Annotated in this window: 19 protein-coding genes; 10 read left to right on the forward strand and 9 right to left on the reverse strand. The window is 68.5% G+C overall.

Annotation, left to right across the window (positions count from 1 at the left end; all coding sequences use genetic code 11):
* Together AWB92_RS17750 and AWB92_RS17755 are read right to left on the reverse strand one after the other, a co-directional pair.
* Positions 1–375, reverse strand: a 375-nt coding sequence (locus AWB92_RS17750; RefSeq protein WP_346962954.1) for an FHA domain-containing protein, incomplete at its 3' end; no start/stop codon positions are given.
* Between the two features lie 80 nt (positions 376–455).
* The gene (locus AWB92_RS17755) at positions 456–953 is read right to left on the reverse strand and encodes a MarR family transcriptional regulator (RefSeq protein ID WP_085187960.1); all 498 of its coding nucleotides are present in this window, start codon (positions 951–953) and stop codon (positions 456–458) included.
* Between the two features lie 88 nt (positions 954–1,041).
* Between AWB92_RS17755 and AWB92_RS17760 the strand changes: the two genes are divergently transcribed.
* From AWB92_RS17760 to AWB92_RS17775, 4 genes are read left to right on the forward strand one after another with little or no spacing between them, the layout of a single operon-like run.
* Complete coding sequence (locus AWB92_RS17760; RefSeq protein WP_085188105.1) at positions 1,042–3,129, forward strand: ATP-binding cassette domain-containing protein; 2,088 nt, start codon at positions 1,042–1,044, stop codon at positions 3,127–3,129.
* The gene (locus AWB92_RS17765; protein ID WP_085187963.1) at positions 3,126–3,977 is read left to right on the forward strand and encodes an energy-coupling factor transporter transmembrane protein EcfT; all 852 of its coding nucleotides are present in this window, start codon (positions 3,126–3,128) and stop codon (positions 3,975–3,977) included. Before AWB92_RS17760 ends, AWB92_RS17765 begins: the two co-directional genes overlap by 4 nt.
* A gap of 2 nt (positions 3,978–3,979) precedes the next feature.
* Complete coding sequence (locus AWB92_RS17770) at positions 3,980–4,432, forward strand: SRPBCC family protein (RefSeq protein WP_085187968.1); 453 nt, start codon at positions 3,980–3,982, stop codon at positions 4,430–4,432.
* Positions 4,425–6,245, forward strand: coding sequence for a sulfatase-like hydrolase/transferase (locus tag AWB92_RS17775; RefSeq protein WP_085187971.1), 1,821 nt, complete (start codon positions 4,425–4,427; stop codon positions 6,243–6,245). The genes AWB92_RS17770 and AWB92_RS17775 overlap by 8 nt, the downstream gene beginning before the upstream one ends.
* Before the next feature lie 37 nt (positions 6,246–6,282).
* Here AWB92_RS17775 and AWB92_RS17780 read toward each other — a convergent pair whose 3' ends face one another.
* On the reverse strand, positions 6,283–6,915 hold the full coding sequence (locus tag AWB92_RS17780; RefSeq protein WP_241523502.1) for a TetR/AcrR family transcriptional regulator: 633 nt from the start codon (positions 6,913–6,915) through the stop codon (positions 6,283–6,285).
* 58 nt (positions 6,916–6,973) lie between these two features.
* Between AWB92_RS17780 and AWB92_RS17785 the strand changes: the two genes are divergently transcribed.
* Both AWB92_RS17785 and AWB92_RS17790 read left to right on the forward strand, forming a co-directional pair.
* Positions 6,974–8,038, forward strand: coding sequence for a saccharopine dehydrogenase NADP-binding domain-containing protein (locus AWB92_RS17785; RefSeq protein WP_085187974.1), 1,065 nt, complete (start codon positions 6,974–6,976; stop codon positions 8,036–8,038).
* Entirely contained in the window at positions 8,035–8,982 is a 948-nt protein-coding gene (locus AWB92_RS17790; protein ID WP_085187976.1) for an alpha/beta hydrolase, read from the forward strand. The genes AWB92_RS17785 and AWB92_RS17790 overlap by 4 nt, the downstream gene beginning before the upstream one ends.
* Here the strand turns inward: AWB92_RS17790 and AWB92_RS17795 are convergent.
* The gene (locus tag AWB92_RS17795) at positions 8,960–9,406 is read right to left on the reverse strand and encodes an Lrp/AsnC family transcriptional regulator (protein ID WP_067156435.1); all 447 of its coding nucleotides are present in this window, start codon (positions 9,404–9,406) and stop codon (positions 8,960–8,962) included. The two genes, AWB92_RS17790 and AWB92_RS17795, sit on opposite strands and share 23 nt — an antisense overlap.
* A gap of 111 nt (positions 9,407–9,517) precedes the next feature.
* On the opposite strand from AWB92_RS17795, the gene ddaH reads away from it, so the two are divergent.
* Genes ddaH through AWB92_RS17815 form a run of 4 tightly spaced genes read left to right on the forward strand, consistent with a single transcriptional unit; the run spans position 9,518 to position 13,927 of the window.
* The gene (gene ddaH / locus AWB92_RS17800; protein ID WP_085187978.1) at positions 9,518–10,360 is read left to right on the forward strand and encodes a dimethylargininase; all 843 of its coding nucleotides are present in this window, start codon (positions 9,518–9,520) and stop codon (positions 10,358–10,360) included.
* Entirely contained in the window at positions 10,357–11,592 is a 1,236-nt protein-coding gene (gene rocD / locus AWB92_RS17805) for an ornithine--oxo-acid transaminase (protein WP_085187981.1), read from the forward strand. Before ddaH ends, rocD begins: the two co-directional genes overlap by 4 nt.
* 29 nt (positions 11,593–11,621) lie before the next feature.
* Positions 11,622–13,052 carry an amino acid permease gene (locus tag AWB92_RS17810; RefSeq protein ID WP_085187983.1) on the forward strand — a complete coding sequence of 477 codons (1,431 nt, stop codon included), beginning with the start codon at positions 11,622–11,624 and terminating at the stop codon, positions 13,050–13,052.
* Positions 13,049–13,927 (forward strand): universal stress protein, encoded by an 879-nt coding sequence (locus tag AWB92_RS17815; RefSeq protein ID WP_085187985.1) that lies wholly within the window; start codon positions 13,049–13,051, stop codon positions 13,925–13,927. The genes AWB92_RS17810 and AWB92_RS17815 overlap by 4 nt, the downstream gene beginning before the upstream one ends.
* Positions 13,928–14,024: 97 nt before the next feature.
* Here the strand turns inward: AWB92_RS17815 and AWB92_RS17820 are convergent, their stop codons facing one another.
* The 5 genes from AWB92_RS17820 to AWB92_RS17840 all read right to left on the reverse strand — a co-directional run bounded on the left by AWB92_RS17820 (position 14,025) and on the right by AWB92_RS17840 (position 19,105).
* Complete coding sequence (locus tag AWB92_RS17820; RefSeq protein ID WP_085187987.1) at positions 14,025–14,984, reverse strand: SPFH domain-containing protein; 960 nt, start codon at positions 14,982–14,984, stop codon at positions 14,025–14,027.
* 89 nt (positions 14,985–15,073) lie between these two features.
* Positions 15,074–16,414: a sugar ABC transporter substrate-binding protein gene (locus AWB92_RS17825; protein ID WP_085188109.1), complete on the reverse strand. Its 1,341-nt coding sequence runs from the start codon at positions 16,412–16,414 to the stop codon at positions 15,074–15,076.
* A gap of 79 nt (positions 16,415–16,493) precedes the next feature.
* Positions 16,494–17,318, reverse strand: coding sequence for a carbohydrate ABC transporter permease (locus AWB92_RS17830; protein WP_085187989.1), 825 nt, complete (start codon positions 17,316–17,318; stop codon positions 16,494–16,496).
* Entirely contained in the window at positions 17,305–18,174 is an 870-nt protein-coding gene (locus AWB92_RS17835) for a sugar ABC transporter permease (protein ID WP_142282154.1), read from the reverse strand. Before AWB92_RS17835 ends, AWB92_RS17830 begins: the two co-directional genes overlap by 14 nt.
* Before the next feature lie 196 nt (positions 18,175–18,370).
* Positions 18,371–19,105 carry a hypothetical protein gene (locus tag AWB92_RS17840; RefSeq protein WP_085187993.1) on the reverse strand — a complete coding sequence of 245 codons (735 nt, stop codon included), beginning with the start codon at positions 19,103–19,105 and terminating at the stop codon, positions 18,371–18,373.
* Positions 19,106–19,157 lie beyond the last annotated feature (52 nt).

Below are 19,157 nucleotides of genomic sequence, written 5' to 3' on the forward strand. Positions count from 1 at the left end.
GGCCGGGCGTGGCGGCGGAGCCGGGGGACGCCGGGGCGGCGGAGCGGGGGGACCGATCTGGAAAACCAGCCGCGGGCCGCGCTGCGGATCGCCGATTGTGATCGCCTGGCCGGAGTGGATGTCGACGGTCGGCAGCCGCGAGCCGTTGACGAACATCCCGCGGGGGCTGTTGTCGATGGCCACCCAGTGGCGGCCGGTGAATCGCAGCACCACGTCGGGGTGGGGCGGCGCCGGGTGGCCGGGTGGCCCCAATGGGATGTCGACTCCCGGGCCGTAGCCCACCAGCACGTCGCGACCGGGCGCGAAGACGTACCTCGTCGGTCCGACCCATACGGTCAACGGGGGGGCCGGGAGGGCGGAAGCCTCGGGCCGCATCACCGCCACCTTTCCATCGCTGGTTAGTCGGAACTTTCAGTGTTTACCCGCCCACGCGGTGCAGCCACCGGACGGCGCCGTCACAGCGTGTGGCGGCGCGGCGTCGCCGACGCGTTCTCGAGCAGCCGCCGCAGGACCTCGACCGCCTGCGTGAGCACCTCGCGGTCGGCCGGCTCGAGCAGGGCCAACTGCGGTTCGATCGCGGCGGCCCGGTCGGCCCGAACGGCGTCGAGCGTGCGTATCCCGTCGGCCGTGATGCGGATGCGTACCGCCCGGGCGTCGCCGGGGTCGACGGTCCGCGTCACCAGGCCGGCGTCCTCCAGGCGGCGCACCTGGGTGGTCATCGTCGGTTGAGAACAGTGGTCGACGCCCGCCAGGTCGCCGATCCGAGCCTCCCCGTGCGCCTCGATGGTGGCCAGCAGCCGGGCCTGCGCCGCGGGCAGCGGCATCTGGATGCGCTGGGTGGCCAGCCGGTTGAGCCGGGCGACCACGGCGAGGAGGTCGGCCCCAAGGCCGGACTGGGGTTCGGTGTTTGCGGCGTCAACGACATCAGTGTGGTTGGCGGCGGATGCGTTCATACATCCATGGTTGCATAGCTTTGCTAAGCGAGACGAGCGCCACACGCGTCGCCGCAAAAACCCAGCTTGCGGGGTGTGGCGCGGGAACATGCCGCCGCGGCCTGGCAGAATCGGTGAGGTGACCGTCCCCCGACCATCCCGATCACGCCACCGGGGTGGACCGCTGCGACCGGTCGAATTGGCGCAGGCCGCCGTCATGGGCGCGCTGTGTGCGGTCATCGCCATCCTCTCGGTGGTCGTCCCGTTCGCCGCGGGACTGGCGTTGCTGGGCACCGTGCCCACCGGGTTGCTCGCCTACCGCTACCGGTTCCGCGTCCTGATGGCCGCGACGGTCGCGGCCGGGATGATCGCCTTCCTGATCGCCGGGTTGGGCGGCCTCATGACCGTCATCCATTGCGTCTACATCGGCGGTCTGACCGGAATCATCAAACGCAAGGGCCGTGGCTTGCCGACGGTGATCGTCTGGTCATTGGTCGCCGGCCTGGCGTTCGGCGCCGCTGACGTCATCGGCCTGACCGTGATGAGCCGACTGCGTCACCTGATCTTCGACGTCATCACCGCGGACGTGAACGGCGTCGCGGCCTTCCTGACGCGCGTGCACATGCACGGCGTTGGCGAGGACCTGAAGCGGTATTTCGCTCTCGGCGTGCAGCATTGGCAGTTGCTGGTGCTGATCTATTACCTCATCGGGATCCTGGTCGTGTCGCTGATCGGCTGGTGGGCGCTGTCTCGTCTGCTGGATCGGATGCGCGGCATCCCCGATGTGCACCAGCTGGACGCGTCGGAGGGAAGCGGCGCCGAGCAGGGCCCCGTCGGGCCGGTGCCGGTCCGGCTGGACAAGGTGCGCTTCCGTTACCCCGGTGCCCGCCAGGACGCGTTGCGTGAGCTCAGCCTGGATCTCCGGGTCGGCGAACACGTCGCGATCACCGGACCCAACGGCTCCGGGAAGACCACGCTGATGCTGATTCTGGCCGGCCGCGAACCGACGTCGGGCACCGTGGAGCGCCCGGGCGCGGTGGGTCTGGGCAAGCTTGGCGGCACCGCGGTGGTGCTGCAGCACCCCGAAAGCCAGGTGCTCGGCACGCGGGTCGCCGACGACGTGGTGTGGGGTCTGCCGCCCGGCACCAAGATTGACGTGGACCGGCTGCTGAGCGAGGTCGGCCTCGACGGGCTCGCGCAACGCGAGACGGGAGGCCTCTCCGGGGGCGAGCTGCAACGCCTCGCGCTCGCCGCGGCGATGGCCCGGGAGCCGGCGTTGCTCATCGCCGACGAGGTGACCACCATGGTCGACCAGCAGGGACGGGATACGTTGCTGCGCGTGCTGTCCGGTCTGACCAAGCGCCACCGCACCGCCCTGGTGCACATCACGCACTACAACAACGAGGCCGATTCCGCCGACCGCACAATCGATCTCAGCGACTCCCCGGATAACGCGGTCATGGTCGAGACGGTGCCCGCGCCGGCCGGAACCCATGGGGCCGCCCCGCTGAACCACCGCACGCAGGCGCCGGTGATCGAACTTGTCGGCGTCGGCCACGAATACGGCAGCGGCACCCCGTGGGCCAAAAGCGCATTGCGCGACGTCAGTTTCACCGTGGAGCAGGGAGACGGGGTGCTGATCCACGGCGGCAACGGCTCGGGCAAGTCGACGCTGGCCTGGATCATGGCCGGGCTCACGGTGCCGACGACCGGTGCCTGCCTCATGGATGGCCGGCCCACCCACGAGCAGGTCGGCGCGGTGGCGTTGTCGTTCCAGGCGGCCCGGCTGCAGCTGATGCGCAGCCGCGTCGAACTGGAAGTGGCCTCGGCAGCGGGCTTTTCGCCGCGAGAGACGGATCGCGTCGCCGAGGCGCTGGCCGTCGTCGGACTCGATCCCGCCTTGGCCAAGCGGCCCATCGACCAGCTCAGCGGCGGTCAGATGCGCCGCGTGGTGCTGGCCGGATTGCTGGCCCGTTCGCCGCGGGCCCTGATCCTCGACGAGCCGCTGGCCGGGTTGGACGCTGCCAGCCAGCGCGGCCTGCTGCGGCTGCTGGAAGACCTGCGCCGCGAGCAGGAACTGACGGTCGTCGTCATCTCGCACGACTTTGTGGGACTGGAGGAGTTGTGCCCGCGCACCCTGCACCTGCGCAACGGCACCCTGGAGCCCGTGTCCGCCACGGCGGGGGGGATGGCATGACCGCAACCTCTGCCCCGGCGCGCGGCTCGACCCGACGCACCCCGCGTCCCGTCGTGCTGCTCGTCCCCGTGCCCGGAACCTCCACCATCCACGAACTGTGGGCAGGCACCAAATTGCTCGTCGTCTTTGGTGTTTCGGCGTTGCTTACGTTCTACCCGGGCTGGGTGACGATCGGGTTGGTGGCGGCGCTGGTCCTGGCGGCGGCCCGGATCGCGCGCATTCCGCGCGGTGCGGTGCCGTCGGTCCCGCGGTGGCTGTGGATCGTCATCGCCCTGGGCGGCATCACCGCCGTGCTCGGCGGCGGCACCCCGAAGTTCTCGATCGGCGGCCTTGAGATCGGACTCGGGGGAGGCTTGCACTTCCTGCGGATCACCGCGCTGTCGATCGTGCTGCTCGCGCTCGGCGCGATGGTGTCCTGGACCACCAATGTCGCCGACATAGGGCCCGCGCTGGCCACTTTGGGCCGACCTTTCAAGCTGCTGCGGATCCCGGTTGACGAATGGGCGGCAGCCCTGGCCCTGGCGCTGCGCGCCTTCCCGATGCTGATCGACGAATTCCAAGTGCTCTACGCGGCCCGCCGGCTGCGGCCCAAACGAATACCGCGGAGCCGCAAGGCCCGTCGCCGCCGCCACGCCCTGGAGCTGATCGACCTGCTGGCCGCCGCCACGACCGTCACCCTGCGGCGCGCCGACGAGATGGGCGACGCGATCACCGCCCGCGGCGGCGCCGGTCAGCTCTCGGCCAACCCGGCGCGGCCCAAGCTGGCCGACTGGGTGACCATCGCGATCACCGTCGCGGTCAGTGCCCTGGCGGTGGTGCTCGAGACGATTTTCCACACGATGCCCTAGGCATGGCCGACGTTCGCCGCAGTCGTAGCATCGCGGCCCGCCCCCAACAGATCTGGGACGTGCTTGCGGACTTCGGTGCGATCAGTTCGTGGGCCGGCAACGTCGACCACTCGTGCATCCTGTTCGCCGGAGCCGACGGGGCGGCCGTCGGCACCGCCCGGCGAGTCCAGGTCAAACGCGATGCCCTCGTCGAACGCATCACCGAGTTCGACCCGCCGCGCGCCCTGGCCTACGACGTCGAGGGCCTGCCCAGCCGCGTGCGCAGGATGACCAACCGCTGGACGCTCGACGCGGCCCCCTCGGGCTCGACCGTCGTGACGCTGACGAGCACGGTCGAAATCGGCGCTCGCCCAGTCCAGAAACTCACCGAAGGTGTCCTGTGTCGGTTTCTCGCGCGACAGTCCGACGTGATGCTGGCCGGGCTCGCGAATCGGTTGGAGAAAGCCCGTGTCTGATCGCCCCGACGGCCGTCCCGATGTCGTCATACTGACGACTGACGAGGAGCGCGCCGTTCCGCCGTACGAGACCCCCGAGGTGTTGGCCTGGCGCGACCGAATACTGAGCGGGCGCAAGTGGTTCGACGATCATGGCGTCAGCTTCGGCCGGCACTACACCGGATCGCTGGCCTGCGTGCCCAGCCGCCCAACCATTTTCACCGGGCACTACCCCGACGTGCACGGGGTCACGCAGACCGATGGTATTGGCAAGACGGCCGACGATTCCCGCATGCGGTGGCTCCCCCAGGGCGAGGTGCCCACCCTGGGCAACTGGTTTCGGGTGGCGGGTTACGACACCCACTACGACGGCAAGTGGCACATCTCGCACGCCGACCTTGTCGATCCCTCGACCGGGCGTTCACTGCTGACCAACGACGACGACGGCGTCGTCGATGCCGCGGCCGTCCAGCGCTACCTCGACGCCGATCCGCTTGGACCGTTTGGCTTTTCGGGATGGGTGGGTCCCGAACCGCATGGCGCGCTGCTGGCCAACGCGGGCATTCGCCGGGATCCGTTGATCGCCGACCGCGTCGTAGCCTGGCTCACCGACCGCTACGCCCGCCGCCGCGCCGGCGACCCCGACGCCCTGCGCCCGTTCCTGTTGGTCGCCAGCTTCGTCAACCCCCACGACATCGTGCTGTTCCCCACCTGGTCGCGCCGAGGCCCGGTCAAGCCGTCACCGCTGGACCCGCCGCCGGTGCCCCCGGCGCCCACCGCCGACGAGGACCTTTCGACCAAGCCGGCCGCCCAAATCGCCTTCCGCGAGGCGTATTACTCCGGCTACGGCCCGGCACCGGCGATCAGCCGAACCTACGAGCGCAACGCCCAGCGCTACCGCGACCTCTATTACCGCCTGCACGCCGAGGTGGACGGGCCCATCGACCGCGTGAGGCGGGCGGTCACCGAGGGTGGTTCGGCCAACGCGGTGCTGGTGCGCACCGCCGATCACGGGGACCTGCTGGGCGCCCACGGCGGGCTGCACCAAAAATGGTTCAACCTGTACGACGAGGCGACCCGCGTTCCGTTCGTGATCGCCCGGATCGGCGAGCGGCCGACCGGACCACGCGTGGTGACCGCGCCCACGTCGCACGTCGACCTTGTGCCGACGCTGCTTTCGGCCGCCGGCATCGACGTGGCCGCCGCCGCGTCCGCTCTCGCCGAGTCGTTCTCGGAAGTCCACGAGCTGCCCGGCCGCGACCTCATGCCGGTCGTCGACGGGGCGCCCGCCGATGACGCGCGGGCCGTCTACCTGATGACCCGCGACAACATGCTCGAGGGCGACACCGGCGCCTCGGGGCTCGCTCGCCGCCTGAAGCGGACCGTCAATCCGCCTGCGCCGCTGCGGATTCGGGTGCCTGCCCACACCGCGTCAAATTTCGAGGGACTCGTGGTGCGCGTCGACGACGCGACGGCGACCGGGGGCGCCGGGCACCTGTGGAAGCTGGTCCGCACCTTCGACGACCCGGCCACCTGGACCGAACCCGGGGTGCGCCACCTCGCGGCCAACGGCCTCGGCGGCGAGGCGTACCGGACATCGCCGGTGGACGACCAGTGGGAGCTGTACGACCTGACCGCCGACCCGATCGAAGCCGACAACCGCTGGACGGGTGCCGACCTGCACGACCTGCGCCAGCACCTGCGCACCCAGCTCAAGCATGTCCGGGCCGCCTCCGTGCCGGAGCGAAACCGCCCGTGGCCCTATGTATCTCGGCGGCCACCGACGCCGTCACCGTCGAGGCTGAGGCGCCTGATTCAGGCCGTGCGAGCCTAACCCCCTGCGAAAAATCGACCGGCATTTCGCAGTGCGGTCAGGCTCGCGCAGCGCGACGATTCGCGGTTTTCCGCGCGGGTCGCGGGCGATGCTCCGGATCGCACGCGTTCAAGGCGGCCTCGACGGTGGCGTCGAGCAGAATGTCGTCGATCGGCCCGATGGCTGGAATCACCGCCCGAAGCAACAACGGGCCGGTCAAAAGGTCGGAAACGACGCTGGGCTGCGCCGGTAGCGGGATCTCACCCCGCTCGGCTGCCCGGCCCAGCATTGCGGCCACGGAGTCGCGCCGCGGCGCCATGAACCGCTCGAACACCACGTCGCTCAGATCGGAGTCGGCGTGCGCGTCGGCGAGCAGACCGGGCAGCGCGATCCGAATGACCGGGTCGTTGAAGAACGCGCGCTGAAGCTCCTGAACGAGCCGCAGATCCTCCTTCAGGTTTCCGCTGTCGGGGGCCGGGTCGACCCCGAAGCGGTTGACCAGTAACCCGACTACGAGCTCGCCGCGCGTCTTTGCCCGGCGGTAAATGGCGGCCCGGGTGGTTCCGGCAACCTTAGCGACACGATCGATGTTTATGGCCGCGTACCCATGCGAAAGCAGCACCGCCTCAGCCGCATTCGCGATTGCGGTGTCCAGGCTGGTGTCGCGCGGGCGACCTCGAAGGACCGACATGTGAACTCCAGCACCATAGCGGTTGACATATTAACGATACACAGTGCATCATAAATCAATGCAAACAGTTTGGGTTGTCGGCGCGACCGGCAAGGGCGGTCGCGCAATCGCTCGTGAACTCGTCGCCAGCGGGGCCGATGTAGTTCGGGTCGGCCGTGATCACAGCAGGTTGACCGTTGTCGCCGACTCAGTGGGCGGGCCGGTGCGCACCCAGGTGGCCTCTGGGCTCGCCGAGTTGATCGAGCTGATCGGCGCCGAAAAGCCGGCGGTGGTGGTGAACACCGTTGGCCCGTTTAGCGTGACCGCCATGCCGGTGGCGCGCGCGAGCATGGCCGCCGGAAGTCACTACGTGGATCTGGCCAATGAGTTGGAGCCGGTGCGGGAGCTACTGGATCTGGATGGCGACGCGCGAACCCAAGGAGTCACGTTGGTTACCGGCGCCGGTTTCGGGGTGCTGGCCACTGAGACGCTGGTCATCGAGCTGCGCGGCGATCGGCCCGCGGAGCGCGCCACGGTCGCCGCGCTGCCCGCCGTGGACGGGATGGGATCGGCCGTTCTGGCCAGTGTGATCGATGGTGTCGCCGACGGCGGGCGGCGCTACCGGGACGGGCAACTGGTGCGTCGACGGCTCGGGGCCGACCACGCACGGATTCCGTTGCCCGACTTGCCCGCAGCGGATGCGCTCGCGGTGCCGACGGGCGAATTGGAGGCGGCACACCGGGCGTCCGGCGCGGGCGATGTGCTCGCGTACTCCAGCGAGGTCCCAAGCGGACGAATGGTGCGGACGCTGCTGCCGGCGGCGTCGGCGCTGCTGGCGGTGCGCCCGATCCGGTCCGGGTTACAGCGGCTCGTCAGCCGAATGCGGCTGAGTCCACCAGTGAAGCCCGGCGACGTGTCCTGGGCGTACGCACGGCTGGAGTGGCCCGACGGCACCCACCGTGAGGCCTGGCTGCGCACCGGCGAGGGCTACCGGTTCACCGCGAAAGTGGCCGCGCACACCGCCGTACGGATCGCCAACGGGGCTGCACGGGCCGGCGCGTTCACACCGGGCGCGTTGTTCGGCACCGAGTTGGCCCGGGACGCGGGTGCAGAGATCATCGCACCGGAGGGGGTGACCCGATGATCGGCCGCGCCGTGCAGCGCCGCGAGCTACGGATCTCGGCCGGCGCCGGCGAGCAGCTTGACGCCTGGGCGTATATGCCCGAGGGGCCCGGTCCGTTCCCGGTCGTAGTGATGGCGCATGGCATCGGCGGTATCAAGGCGGCAGGCTTGGCGCCGTTCGCTGAGCGGTTCGCCTGCAATGGATTCGCGGCGGTCGTGTTCGATTACCGGCACTGGGGGCGTTCCACGAGTCAGCCGCGGGAGTTCCTGTCGATCCGTCGCCAGCTCGAGGACTACCGCACCGCGCTGGGCTGGACGCGCGCGCAGGATGAGGTCGATAGTGCGCGAATCTTCGTGTGGGGCACTTCGTTTGCCGGCATGCACATTGTCGAGCTGGCCGCCAGCGAATACGACCTGGCCGGCGCCATCGCGCAGTGTCCCCTGGTGGACGGGTTGGCGGGGCTGGCCAACGTCCCGCCGACGCGGGGGCTGCGGCTGACTGCTCACGCGGTAGCCGATCTGGCCGGATCGGTACTTGGCCGGGGGCCGCGCTACCTGCCAATCAGCGTGCCGCCCGGGCAATTTGGCGTTATTTCCACGGACGACGCAATGATCGGGTACACCCGGCTCCACCCCGCCGACGAGTCCTGGCCCAACAAGATCACCGCTCGGTCGCTGCTCGACGTGACTGTCCACCGGCCGGTGCGCCGCGCGCGTAAGGCTCGGTGCCCATTGCTGATGGTCGTGGCCGAACATGACACCATGGCTCCTGTCGGACCGGCTTTGACGGTGGCCACCAAGGCACCGTACGGAGAGCTCTACCGAAGTCGCGGTGGACATTACGATGTCTACGCCGGCGGGCTTGATCACGAGAACGTGCTGCGGGTCGAGGTGTCTTTCTTGCGCCGGCATGCCGGAATGTCCGCCGACGAAGGCCGGACCGCTACGTCCGCATCCGGTCGATGAGGTTCGACAGCACGACGATGCTTTCACTGCGTTCGATGTCCGCGCTCGAGCGGATGCGTTCCAGGGCCGCCTCCAGGTGCCGCATGTCGCGGGCCAGCACGTGCAGGATCGCATCCGACGTGCCGGTGACCGTCGCCGCGCTGACCACCTCGGGCATGTCCACCCACGCCGCCCGCAGCCGATCGGGCTCGATCGTGCCGTGGCAGAAAACCTGTACATAGGCCTCCGTCTTCCAGCCGAGCGCGTTGGGGTCGACGACCGTCGTGAAGCCCCTGATCGCCCCGTCGTCGAGCATTCGGTCGACGCGGCGCTTGACCGCCGGGGCCGAAAGATTCACCGTCTGGCCGATCTCCGCGAAGGTGGCCCGCGCATTCCTGGTCAGCTCGGCGAGGATCCGTTCGTCCGTCTCGTCCAGGCGGTCCATCCGTCGCTCCTTAACGAATCGCCGTGACACGCGCTTTGGCGCAACAAATCAATTATAGACACGCAAGAAACGTCATTTGCTTGTTTTGGGCGCCGCAAATACCGTTGATTTATGACGGATTCGTACCTCGCCGCACCCTCGTCCGCGACACGGCGCGAGTCCCGGACCCGCCGCTACGCGATGACCCGGCCCGACTTCTTCGCCGTGGAATACGCGATCAACCCCTGGATGGACGTCGGCACACCCGTCGACGCTCACCTCGCCCGGGCGCAGTGGGACGCCCTGCGCCAGACGTACCTGCGGCTAGGCCACCACGTGGACGTGATCGAACCCGTGCCCGGTCTCCCGGACATGGTCTACGCCGCCAACGGCGGGTTCATCGCCCGCGGCATCGCCGTGGTCGCCAGGTTTCGGTTCGCCGAGCGCGTCGGCGAGTCCCGCGCCTATTCCGACTGGATGTCGTCGCTGGGTTATCGGCCGGTGGCCACCCGCCACGTCAACGAGGGGCAGGGCGACCTGCTGATGGTCGGCGATATGGTGTTGGCGGGCTATGGGTTTCGCACCGACCGGCGCGCGCACCCGGAAATCGCCGCGGCGCTGGGCCTTCCGGTCGTCTCGCTGGAGCTGGTGGACCCGCGCTTCTACCATCTCGACACCGCGCTGGCCGTCCTCGACGACAACACGATCGCGTTCTATCCACCGGCGTTCAGCGCGGCGGCGCAGTATCGGCTGCACACACTGTTTCCCGACGCGATCGTCGTGGGAAGCGCCGACGCCTACGTGCTCGGGCTCAATGTCGTCTCCGACGGCCGGAACGTCGTGCTGCCTTCGGCGGCAACCGGTTTCACCACGCAGCTGCGGGAGGCGGGCTTCGAGCCGGTCGGGGTGGATTTGTCCGAATTGCTCAAGGGCGGCGGCTCCGTCAAGTGCTGCACATTGGAGGTATTCCCATGACGATCCTCGACGCCCGGACCGCGCAGGGAACCGATGCGGCGATCGGGCTGGTCGAAAGGTATGCGGCGCACAACTATTCGCCGCTGCCCGTCGTCGCGGCAAGCGCAGAGGGCGCATGGATCACCGATGTCGACGGCCGTCGCTACCTGGATTTCCTGGCCGCCTACTCGGCGGTCAACTTCGGTCACCGCCACCCCGAGATCACCGAGACCGCCCACGCGCAACTGGACACCGTCACGCTGGTGAGCCGCGCGTTCCACTCCGATACGCTCGGGCCGTTCTGCGCCGCGCTCGCCGGACTCTGCGGCAAGGACATGGTGCTGCCGATGAACTCGGGCGCCGAAGCCGTGGAGAGCGGGCTAAAGGTCGCCCGCAAATGGGGCGCCGAAGTCAAGGGCACCGCCGCGGGACGAGCCAATATCATCGTGGCGGACAACAACTTCCACGGCCGCACGATCAGCATCGTCAGCTTCTCGTCCGACCCGACGGCGCGCGACGGGTTCGGGCCCTTCACCCCGGGATTCCGCTCGGTGCCGTTCGGCGACGCCGCGGCGCTGGCCCGGGCGATCGACGACGACACGGTGGCCGTGCTGCTGGAACCCATCCAGGGCGAGGCGGGCATCGTCGTCCCGCCCGACGACTACCTGCCCACTGTCCGCGCGCTGTGCAGCGAGCACAACGTGCTGATGATCGCCGACGAGATCCAGTCGGGGCTGGCGCGCACCGGCTACACGTTCGCCTGTGACCGGTGGGGCGTCGTGCCGGACGTCTACCTGCTCGGCAAGGCGCTGGGCGGCGGCGTGGTGCCCCTGTCCGCGGTCGTCGCCGACCGCGAGATCCTCGGCGTACTGCGTCCCGGCGAACACGGCTCGACCTTCGGCGGCAACCCACTCGCGGCGGCGATCGGCACCACGGTCGTCTCGATGCTGGCGCGCGGCGAATTCCAGGCCCGGTCGGCCCAATTGGGTGCGCACCTGCACCGCCGGCTGCGGGGGCTGATCGGTGACAGTGTGATCGCGGTGCGCGGCCTCGGGCTGTGGGCCGGTGTCGACATCGAACCCACGCTCGGCACCGGCAAGGAAATGAGCCTGCGGCTGGCCCGGCGCGGCGTCCTGGTGAAGGACACCCACGGCTCGACGCTGCGATTCGCGCCGCCACTGGTGATCACCCGCCAGGAGATCGACTGGGCGATTGACCAGTTCGCTGCGGCGTTGCGGGAGGCTCGCGCATAATCAGCTGATCCACGCAACAGGGGGCGCACGTGCCATCCAGCTCGATCAGCCTGACGGACCAAATGCTGCGGCGCCGTCCCGTCGTCGGCGCCCACGCCGCCCGCGGGGCCGCGGATCACCTCAAGCGCAGCATCGGCACGTTCCAGCTCACCATGTTCGGGGTCGGCTCCACGATCGGCACCGGCATCTTCTTCGTCATGTCCCAGGCGGTGCCCGAGGCCGGCCCCGGCGTGATCGTCTCGTTTCTCATCGCGGGCATCGCCGCCGGGCTGGCGGCCATCTGCTACGCCGAATTGGCCGCGGCGGTGCCGGTTTCGGGGTCGGCCTATTCCTACGCGTACACCACGCTTGGCGAGGCCGTCGCGATGGGCGTCGCGGCGTGCCTACTGCTGGAGTACGGGGTGTCAACGGCCGCCGTCTCGGTCACCTGGAGCGGCTACCTGAACAAGCTGCTGCACAACGTGTTCGGATTCCAACTGCCGCACGCGCTGTCGGCGGCGCCCTGGGACTCGGAACCGGGCGTCGTGAACCTGCCGGCGATCATCCTGATCGTGATGTGCGCGCTGCTGCTGGTCCGCGGTGCCAGCGAGTCGGCCAAGGTCAACACCGTCATGGTGCTCACCAAGCTCGGCGTGCTGATCATGTTCGTCATCCTGGCGTTCACGGCCTTCGACCTCGGCCGGCTCAAGGACTTCGCCCCGTTCGGCGTCGCCGGCATCGGCTCGGCGGCCGGCACCATCTTCTTCTCGTACATCGGCCTCGACGCGGTCTCGACGGCCGGTGACGAGGTGAAGGATCCGCAGAAGACCATGCCGCGCGCCATCCTCGCGGCGCTGGCGACCGTCACCACCGTGTACGTCCTCGTCGCGCTGGCCGCGCTCGGCACCCAGTCGTGGCGCGACTTCGCCGCCCAGCAGGAGGCGGGGCTGGCGACGATCCTCGACAACGTCACCCACGGCCGGTGGGCCAGCACGATTCTGGCCGCTGGCGCCGTAATCTCGATCTTCTCGGTCACGTTGGTGACGATGTACGGCATGACGCGCATCCTGTTCGCCATGGGCCGCGACGGGCTGCTGCCGTCGCGGTTCGCCACGGTGAATGCGCGCACCATGACCCCGGTGAGCAACACGGTGATCGTCGCGGCGGCCGCGGGGTGCCTGGCCGCCTTTGTGCCGCTCGACAAGCTGACCGACATGGTGTCCATCGGCACCCTGACGGCGTTCATCGTCGTCTCCGTCGGGGTGATCATCCTGCGTGTGCGCCAACCCGACCTGCCGCGGGCGTTCAAGGTGCCGGGTTACCCTGTCACGCCGGCACTTTCGGTGCTAGCCTGCGGCTACATCCTGGTGAGCCTGCACTGGTACACCTGGATCGCGTTCTCCGGATGGGTCGCGGTGGCGCTGATCTTTTACTTCGTGTGGGGCCGCCACCATAGTGCCCTCAACGAGGAAACACCGTGACCGTGGTCGCCGGCTACCGGGCCGGTGAAGTCGGGCTGTCGGGGCTGCACCTGGCCGTCCGCGCCGCGCGGACGCTCGGGACGTCGCTCACCGTGGCGACCATCGTGCCCAAGCCGTGGCTGACGCCGTCACTGGCCCGCGTCGACGCCGAATACGAGCAGTGGGCCGAGCATTTGGCGACGGACTCGGCGGAGGAGGCCGCGCGGTTCCTGCACGATCTGTGCGACGGGATCGACGTCAGCTACCTGCATCGCGCGCACCGCTCGGTGTCCGGGGGACTGATCGAGGTGGTCGAGGAGGTGGGCGGCGACGTCGTCGTGCTCGGGTCGCTGCCCAGCGGTGGGCCCGGGCTGGTGGTCATCGGGACGACCGCCGACTGGCTGCTGCACGCGTCGTCCGTGCCGGTGGCCATCAGCCCCCGCGGATATCGTGCGCGCTCAGGCGGATTGACACGGATCACCTGCGCCTACGCGGCCACCCCCGACACGGTCGAGGTGGTGCGGCGCTGCGCCGAGACCGCGCAGCGGTTCGGGGTGCCGCTGCGGGTGATGACGTTCGCCGTTCGCGGCAAGACGATGTATCCACCCGAGGTCGGATTGGGCGTCGAGGACGAGATCCTCGATGCGTGGGCGGCGCAGGCGCGCGAGATCCTGGCGAGCCTGAAGACCGACGGGGTGGTCGGCGAAGACGTTGCGCTGCAAGTGGTTACCGGCAACGACTGGAACGAGGCGCTGGGCAAGGCGGACTGGCACGACGGCGACATCCTGGCGCTCGGGACCCGACCGCGCGACGAAATCCGCCGGGTGTTCCTCGGTTCCCGCAGCGCCAAGATCATCCGCGAGAGCCCGGTGCCGGTGCTGGTGCTGCCCGGCTAGCGCGGCACCTCTCGCCGAGCGTCACGCCAGCGTGACGCCGACGGGCGAGCGTCACGACAGCGTGACGTTCACGCCCGATGTTCTTGCCGGCGCCCCTTCAGCGCGGAACCTGCACCAAAGGCTGACCACCGATCTGGCCCCAGCACCCGGCCGGGTCGCGCCCGTTCTTCACCTGATCGTTGAGGCAGTTGAAGATCGCGATCCGCAGATCCGGCGGGGGCTGATTGGCGCGCTGCTCGGCGGCCAACCGATTCTGCTCCGCGGTCTTGACGTCCTGCTGGGCGTTGATCGTTTCCTGCACCTTCTGGTTGTAGGCGTCGATGCGCTGCTGGGTCGGCTGGTCGTAGAAGATCCGCGGGATGCGCACGTCGAGGATCTCGATCTCGGAGCCCACCGCGTCCTGCAGGTCCTTTTTGACCTGAGCGGCCATCGCCGGCAGATCCGCGCCCTGGGCCGGCGCGGTCATCTGCGCCGACGCGCCCGGCGCATTCGCCGCGGCCGCCAACATGACCTGCGGGTTGAACGTCGCGAACACCTTCGACAACGCCACCTGGGCCTGCCGGTCCACCAACTGCTCCTTGATGGTGTGGAACACGTTGGCGCCGCCGTAATCCTGGAACAGCTTCGGGGCCGCGCCCTCGCGCAGTCGCCAGTTCAGGTTCTCGTCCACGTAGGCGTTGGAGTTGTTGGCCAGCCGCACATTGATCGCGGCGGGGTTGTTGTTGGCGCCCCTGCCCTGGCTGGCGTCGTCGAAACTGTTCGACTCGAACGCCTGCAATTGGATCGCCTCCGACAGCTCACTCACCTTGCGCCACGGCGCATGCCACACGATCCCGGCCCCGTGCACGCCCACCGGCTTGCCGAACTCGGTGATGATGCCGACGTTGCGCGTGTCCACCCGGTCATAGGCGCTGATGAGCGTGAAGAGCACGCCGAACAACGCGGCCGCCGCGGCGATGCCCCACCACGTCTTCCGCTTGTCGAGGAACACACTGGCGACCAAACCCACCGCCGCAACCAGGAAAAACAGGATCGCGATAATCCACCACCCGGGCATGACATCCTCTCCTTGGCCAACCCGCTATTCAGGTCGGGTCAGCGTACCGCCCGTCGACGGGCCTGGGAACGCTTTCGCGGGACCGACGGCTAGCGCTGCGCGGCGGCGTTGGCCGCCGCCTGGGCCTTGCGCAGGGTCACGGCGACATCGCCTCGACCCAAGAACATTTCGTCGAAATAGCTTTGCAGGGCGGTGTAGCCCGCGGCGAAGCCGGCGCCGCCCGGGGCGGGGATGCGGGGACCCTTCAGCACGGAGAAGAACGGCTTGACGTCGATGCCCTCGGTGGCCCAGTGGTCGAAGTAGACCGGCTGAGCCGACAGCACCGCGGGAATGGCCGCACCGTCGCGCCCCAGGTAGGCGTTGCCCTCGCGGCTGCCCATCCATGCCAGCACCTGGCGCACCGCGTCCGGGTGCTTGGTCGCTGAATTACCGGCTGCGGCAATGCCGTTGGTGACGCTCACCCGGCCGGCGGGTCCCGCCGGCATCATCGCCACGCCCCAGCGGAAGCGCGCATCGCGAGCCACGGGTTTGAGGTTGTAGGTGCCGGACTGGAAGAGCGCCATCCGGCCGGCCAGGAACTGATTGCGGGAGAAGTCGCCGTTGTCGTTGGTGTCGGAGGCCGGCGGCGCGACGTGGTCGTCGTTGATCAACCCGACCAGATACCGGAAGGCGGACACCGCCGCGGGGTTGTCGAACCCGAACTCGTCGCCGCGCTGGAACACGCCGCCCGCCGAGCCGATGTAGTTCAGGTAGATGCCCTGGGGGTCGTTGGCCGCGTTGTAGCCCCACTGGCGCACTCGCCCCGGGTCGAAACGCGCTGTGCCCGCAGCGTTTCCGTCGGCGTCGAGCGTCAGCCGGGACAGCAGGGGACGCAACGTGTCGCCGTCGCCGTTGGGGCTCCAGCGCAGGGTGTCGAGTTGGGCGGGATAGACTCCGGCCGCCGCGAGCAGGTCCGCGTTGTAGTACAGCGCGATCCCGCCGTCGGTCAGCTGCGGCACCCCCCACAGCACGCCGCCGCGGGTGAACTGCTCCACCACCGCCGGGTCCCAGTCGGCCGTGGCATCCGGGCCCAGCATCTTGCCGACGTCCAGCAACCGGCCGTCGTCGGCGTAGGCGGCGAGGTAGGCGTTGGACACCCAGAAGATGTCGTCGGCGCTGTCGCCCGCGACGTCGGTCCGCAGCGTGTTGAAGTACGTCGAGTACGCGACGATGTTGGTGCGGACCTCGATATCGCGGTGCGTTCGGTTGAATTCCGCGAACGACTGCTGATACGCCGCGGCGATCTGGTCGGCCCACACCCTCACCTTGATGACGATCTTGCCGCCGTGCGGCTCGGCCGAATAGTCCAACAGCACCGCCATCGCGGCCAGCAGCACCGCCACCAGCGCCAGGGCCCCGGCGACGAGTGTCGATGAGCGGGGCCTGGTCATGATTTGCACCGAGATTGCCGTGGTGGTCGTGAAACCATCAATAAAGCAACCATGGCGGCAATCTCGTCGCTCTGTCCAGTCACTTGAGCCCCGAGACGACGATCGACGCGACGATGTGGCGCTGGAAGCCGACGAAGAGCGTGACCAGCGGCACGATCGCGAGCGTCGTCGCCGCCATCACCAACGTCCACTGGGAGTTGAACCGCGACTGCAGATCCGCCGTCGCCACGGTGAGCACCCGCCATTTGTGCCCGCTGGTTATCACCAGCGGCCACATGAAGTTGTTCCATTGCGACACCACCGTGATCAGCGCCAGCGCGGCCAGTACGGGACGGCTGGACGGGATCACCACGTGCACGATGACGTCCAGGGTGCTGGCCCCGTCGAGGCGCGCGGCGTTGATCAAGTCGTTCGGGATGATGCGAAAGTGCTCGCGCAGCAGGAAAATCGCGTACGGCGAGCCGAACATGAACGGTAGCACCAACGCCCAGAACGTGTTACGCAGCCCCAGCTGGGCCATCATCAGATACATGGGCACCACCGTTACGGTCGCGGGCACCATGAGGGTGGCGATGTAAACCCAGAACAGCGCGTCGCGGCCAGGGAAATGCAAGCGCGCGAACGCGTATCCGGCCAGCACCGAAAAGGTCAGCTGGCCCAACAGGATCACCGCGGTCATCAGCGCGGTCACCGCCGCGGCGCGGCCGAAGCCGGCCCCGCCCAGATCGGCGTAGTTGGCCAGCGTCGGCGGCCGCGGCCACTGCAGCGGCGATCCCGTGGCGAACTGGTGCGCCGAGGTGAAGGAGGTAAGCAAGCCAAGTGCGAACGGCGCCAACGTGATCAGCGCGCCCAGCGCCAGCCCGGCATAGACGACCACGTTGAAGAGGCGGCTAGACGAGGTCATAGCTGATCCGCCGCCGAAAGTAGAGGTGCTGGACGACGGTGACCCCGATCAGGATGACGAACAGCACCACCGCCATCACCGACGCCCGCCCGATCGCCGCTGCCCCGAACGCCTCGGCGTAGATGCGGTGGGCCACCAGGTCCGTGCTGCCGCCCGGCCCTCCACCGGTCAGGGCGTACACCATGTCGAAAACCTGTGCCGTGCTGACGATCCCGGTCACCAGGACGAAGAACGTCGTCGGGCGCAGCATGGGCAGGGTGATGCGCCAGAACCGTTGCCACGCGTTGGCGCCGTCGGTGCGGGCGGCGGCGTGAATGTCATCGGGGATGGCCAACAGGCCCGCCAGGAACGACAGCGAGACGTAGCCGACGTTGGTCCACACCACGACGGCCGACACCAGCGGCAGGGCGAAGCTCGGATCGGAGAGCCACCCGATGCTATGTCCCAATACGGCGCTGACGGCGCCGTCCGTGGGGGCCAGGATCCAGCGCCACAGCACCGCGATCGCCAGCGGCGCGCAGATCCAGGGCAGCACGTAGACGGTGCGAAACAGCCCGGTACCAGGGAGCCGGCGGGCCAGCATGGACGCGGCCAGCAGCCCGAGGATCGTCTGCGCGGGAACCACGATCGCGACGAAGACGGCGGTGACGATCAGCGAGTTGGCGAATCCCGAGTCGGCCAGCACCGAGCGCCAGTTGGCCAGGCCCACATAGCGCAGCGGGCCCAGCAGGTCCCACCGATATAGGCTGAGCCAGACCACCACGAGGATGGGCAGCAACAGAAAGGCGAGCACGCCGAACAGACTCGGTGTCAGCAACGCGTAGCCCAGCGCGGTGGATCGCGGCTGTTTCCTCAGCACAGCGCTGGCCATGCCGCTAATTAAAGCTGGCGTTGTGGCGCGGTCTGCACGCTGGAGCCGCGACACGCAACAGCAAATCGATTCCGGGTGCCCGGTGGGTGGCTACCCAGGCCGGCTCTGACCAGGTCAGATCGTGTTTCTCGGCAACCGATCACTTCGCGGCGACGAGGCGACCCTGACCGTTGATCGCTTCTCAGTTCAGCTCGACGTCGCTTACGTCGATGGAAACCATGAGCTCGTCCGGCAGCACGCGGCCGTCCGCGTCGCAGCGGTATGCCCGGCGCTTCGACGGCAGCTTGATTCCGTCGGCCGCGACGATGTCGTAGACGTATTGAATCGCCGAGAACCCACCTGCGACGTCGACGCGGTAGTCGTGACGCCGCAGCAGATAGTCACTGCCGAAGTAGAACTCCTGCAGCAGGCTGTGGCTGGCGAACTGGTCGGGGAATCGCGCCTGCAGTCCCAACCAGCGCTCGCCGTGGTCCTCGATCGGATCGATTTCGGCGACGGTGAATCCGTCCAGCGTCATGAAGAACGGAGTGGTCAAGTACGTCCACAGGGCGTACCCGTTGAAGTAGGCGCGTTGCAATGGATCCCACGGCGTTGTGAGCTCATGGCCGGTGAACGATTCGCGCGGGTCGAGTCGTTCGGCGACCACCCGGCCGTCTAGCTTTTCGATGGCGACGCGTTGCGGTGTGAAGTCGGTCTTTTGGTCTGGAGCACCGAACGGTTGCACGGAAGCCCATTCGCGTTGCAGCGCAACCGTCATTCTTCGCGGCGACGGATCCTGCGGTTGGCCCTTGATCTCCCAAAGCTTGCCGCCACTGACGATGGTCGCGTCCATCGAGCTGAATCGGTGCCAGCGATCGAGCCCTCCGTGCGCGGCGAGCACGGCCTCAAGCAGGTCAATACCGCCCTCGGTGGACATCGTTCGATCGTAGCTTCAATGGCTTCGCGCCAGTGTTAGGTGACAAGACAAC

The sequence above is a fragment of the Mycobacterium sp. IEC1808 genome (assembly GCF_002101935.1).
Taxonomy (GTDB): domain Bacteria; phylum Actinomycetota; class Actinomycetes; order Mycobacteriales; family Mycobacteriaceae; genus Mycobacterium.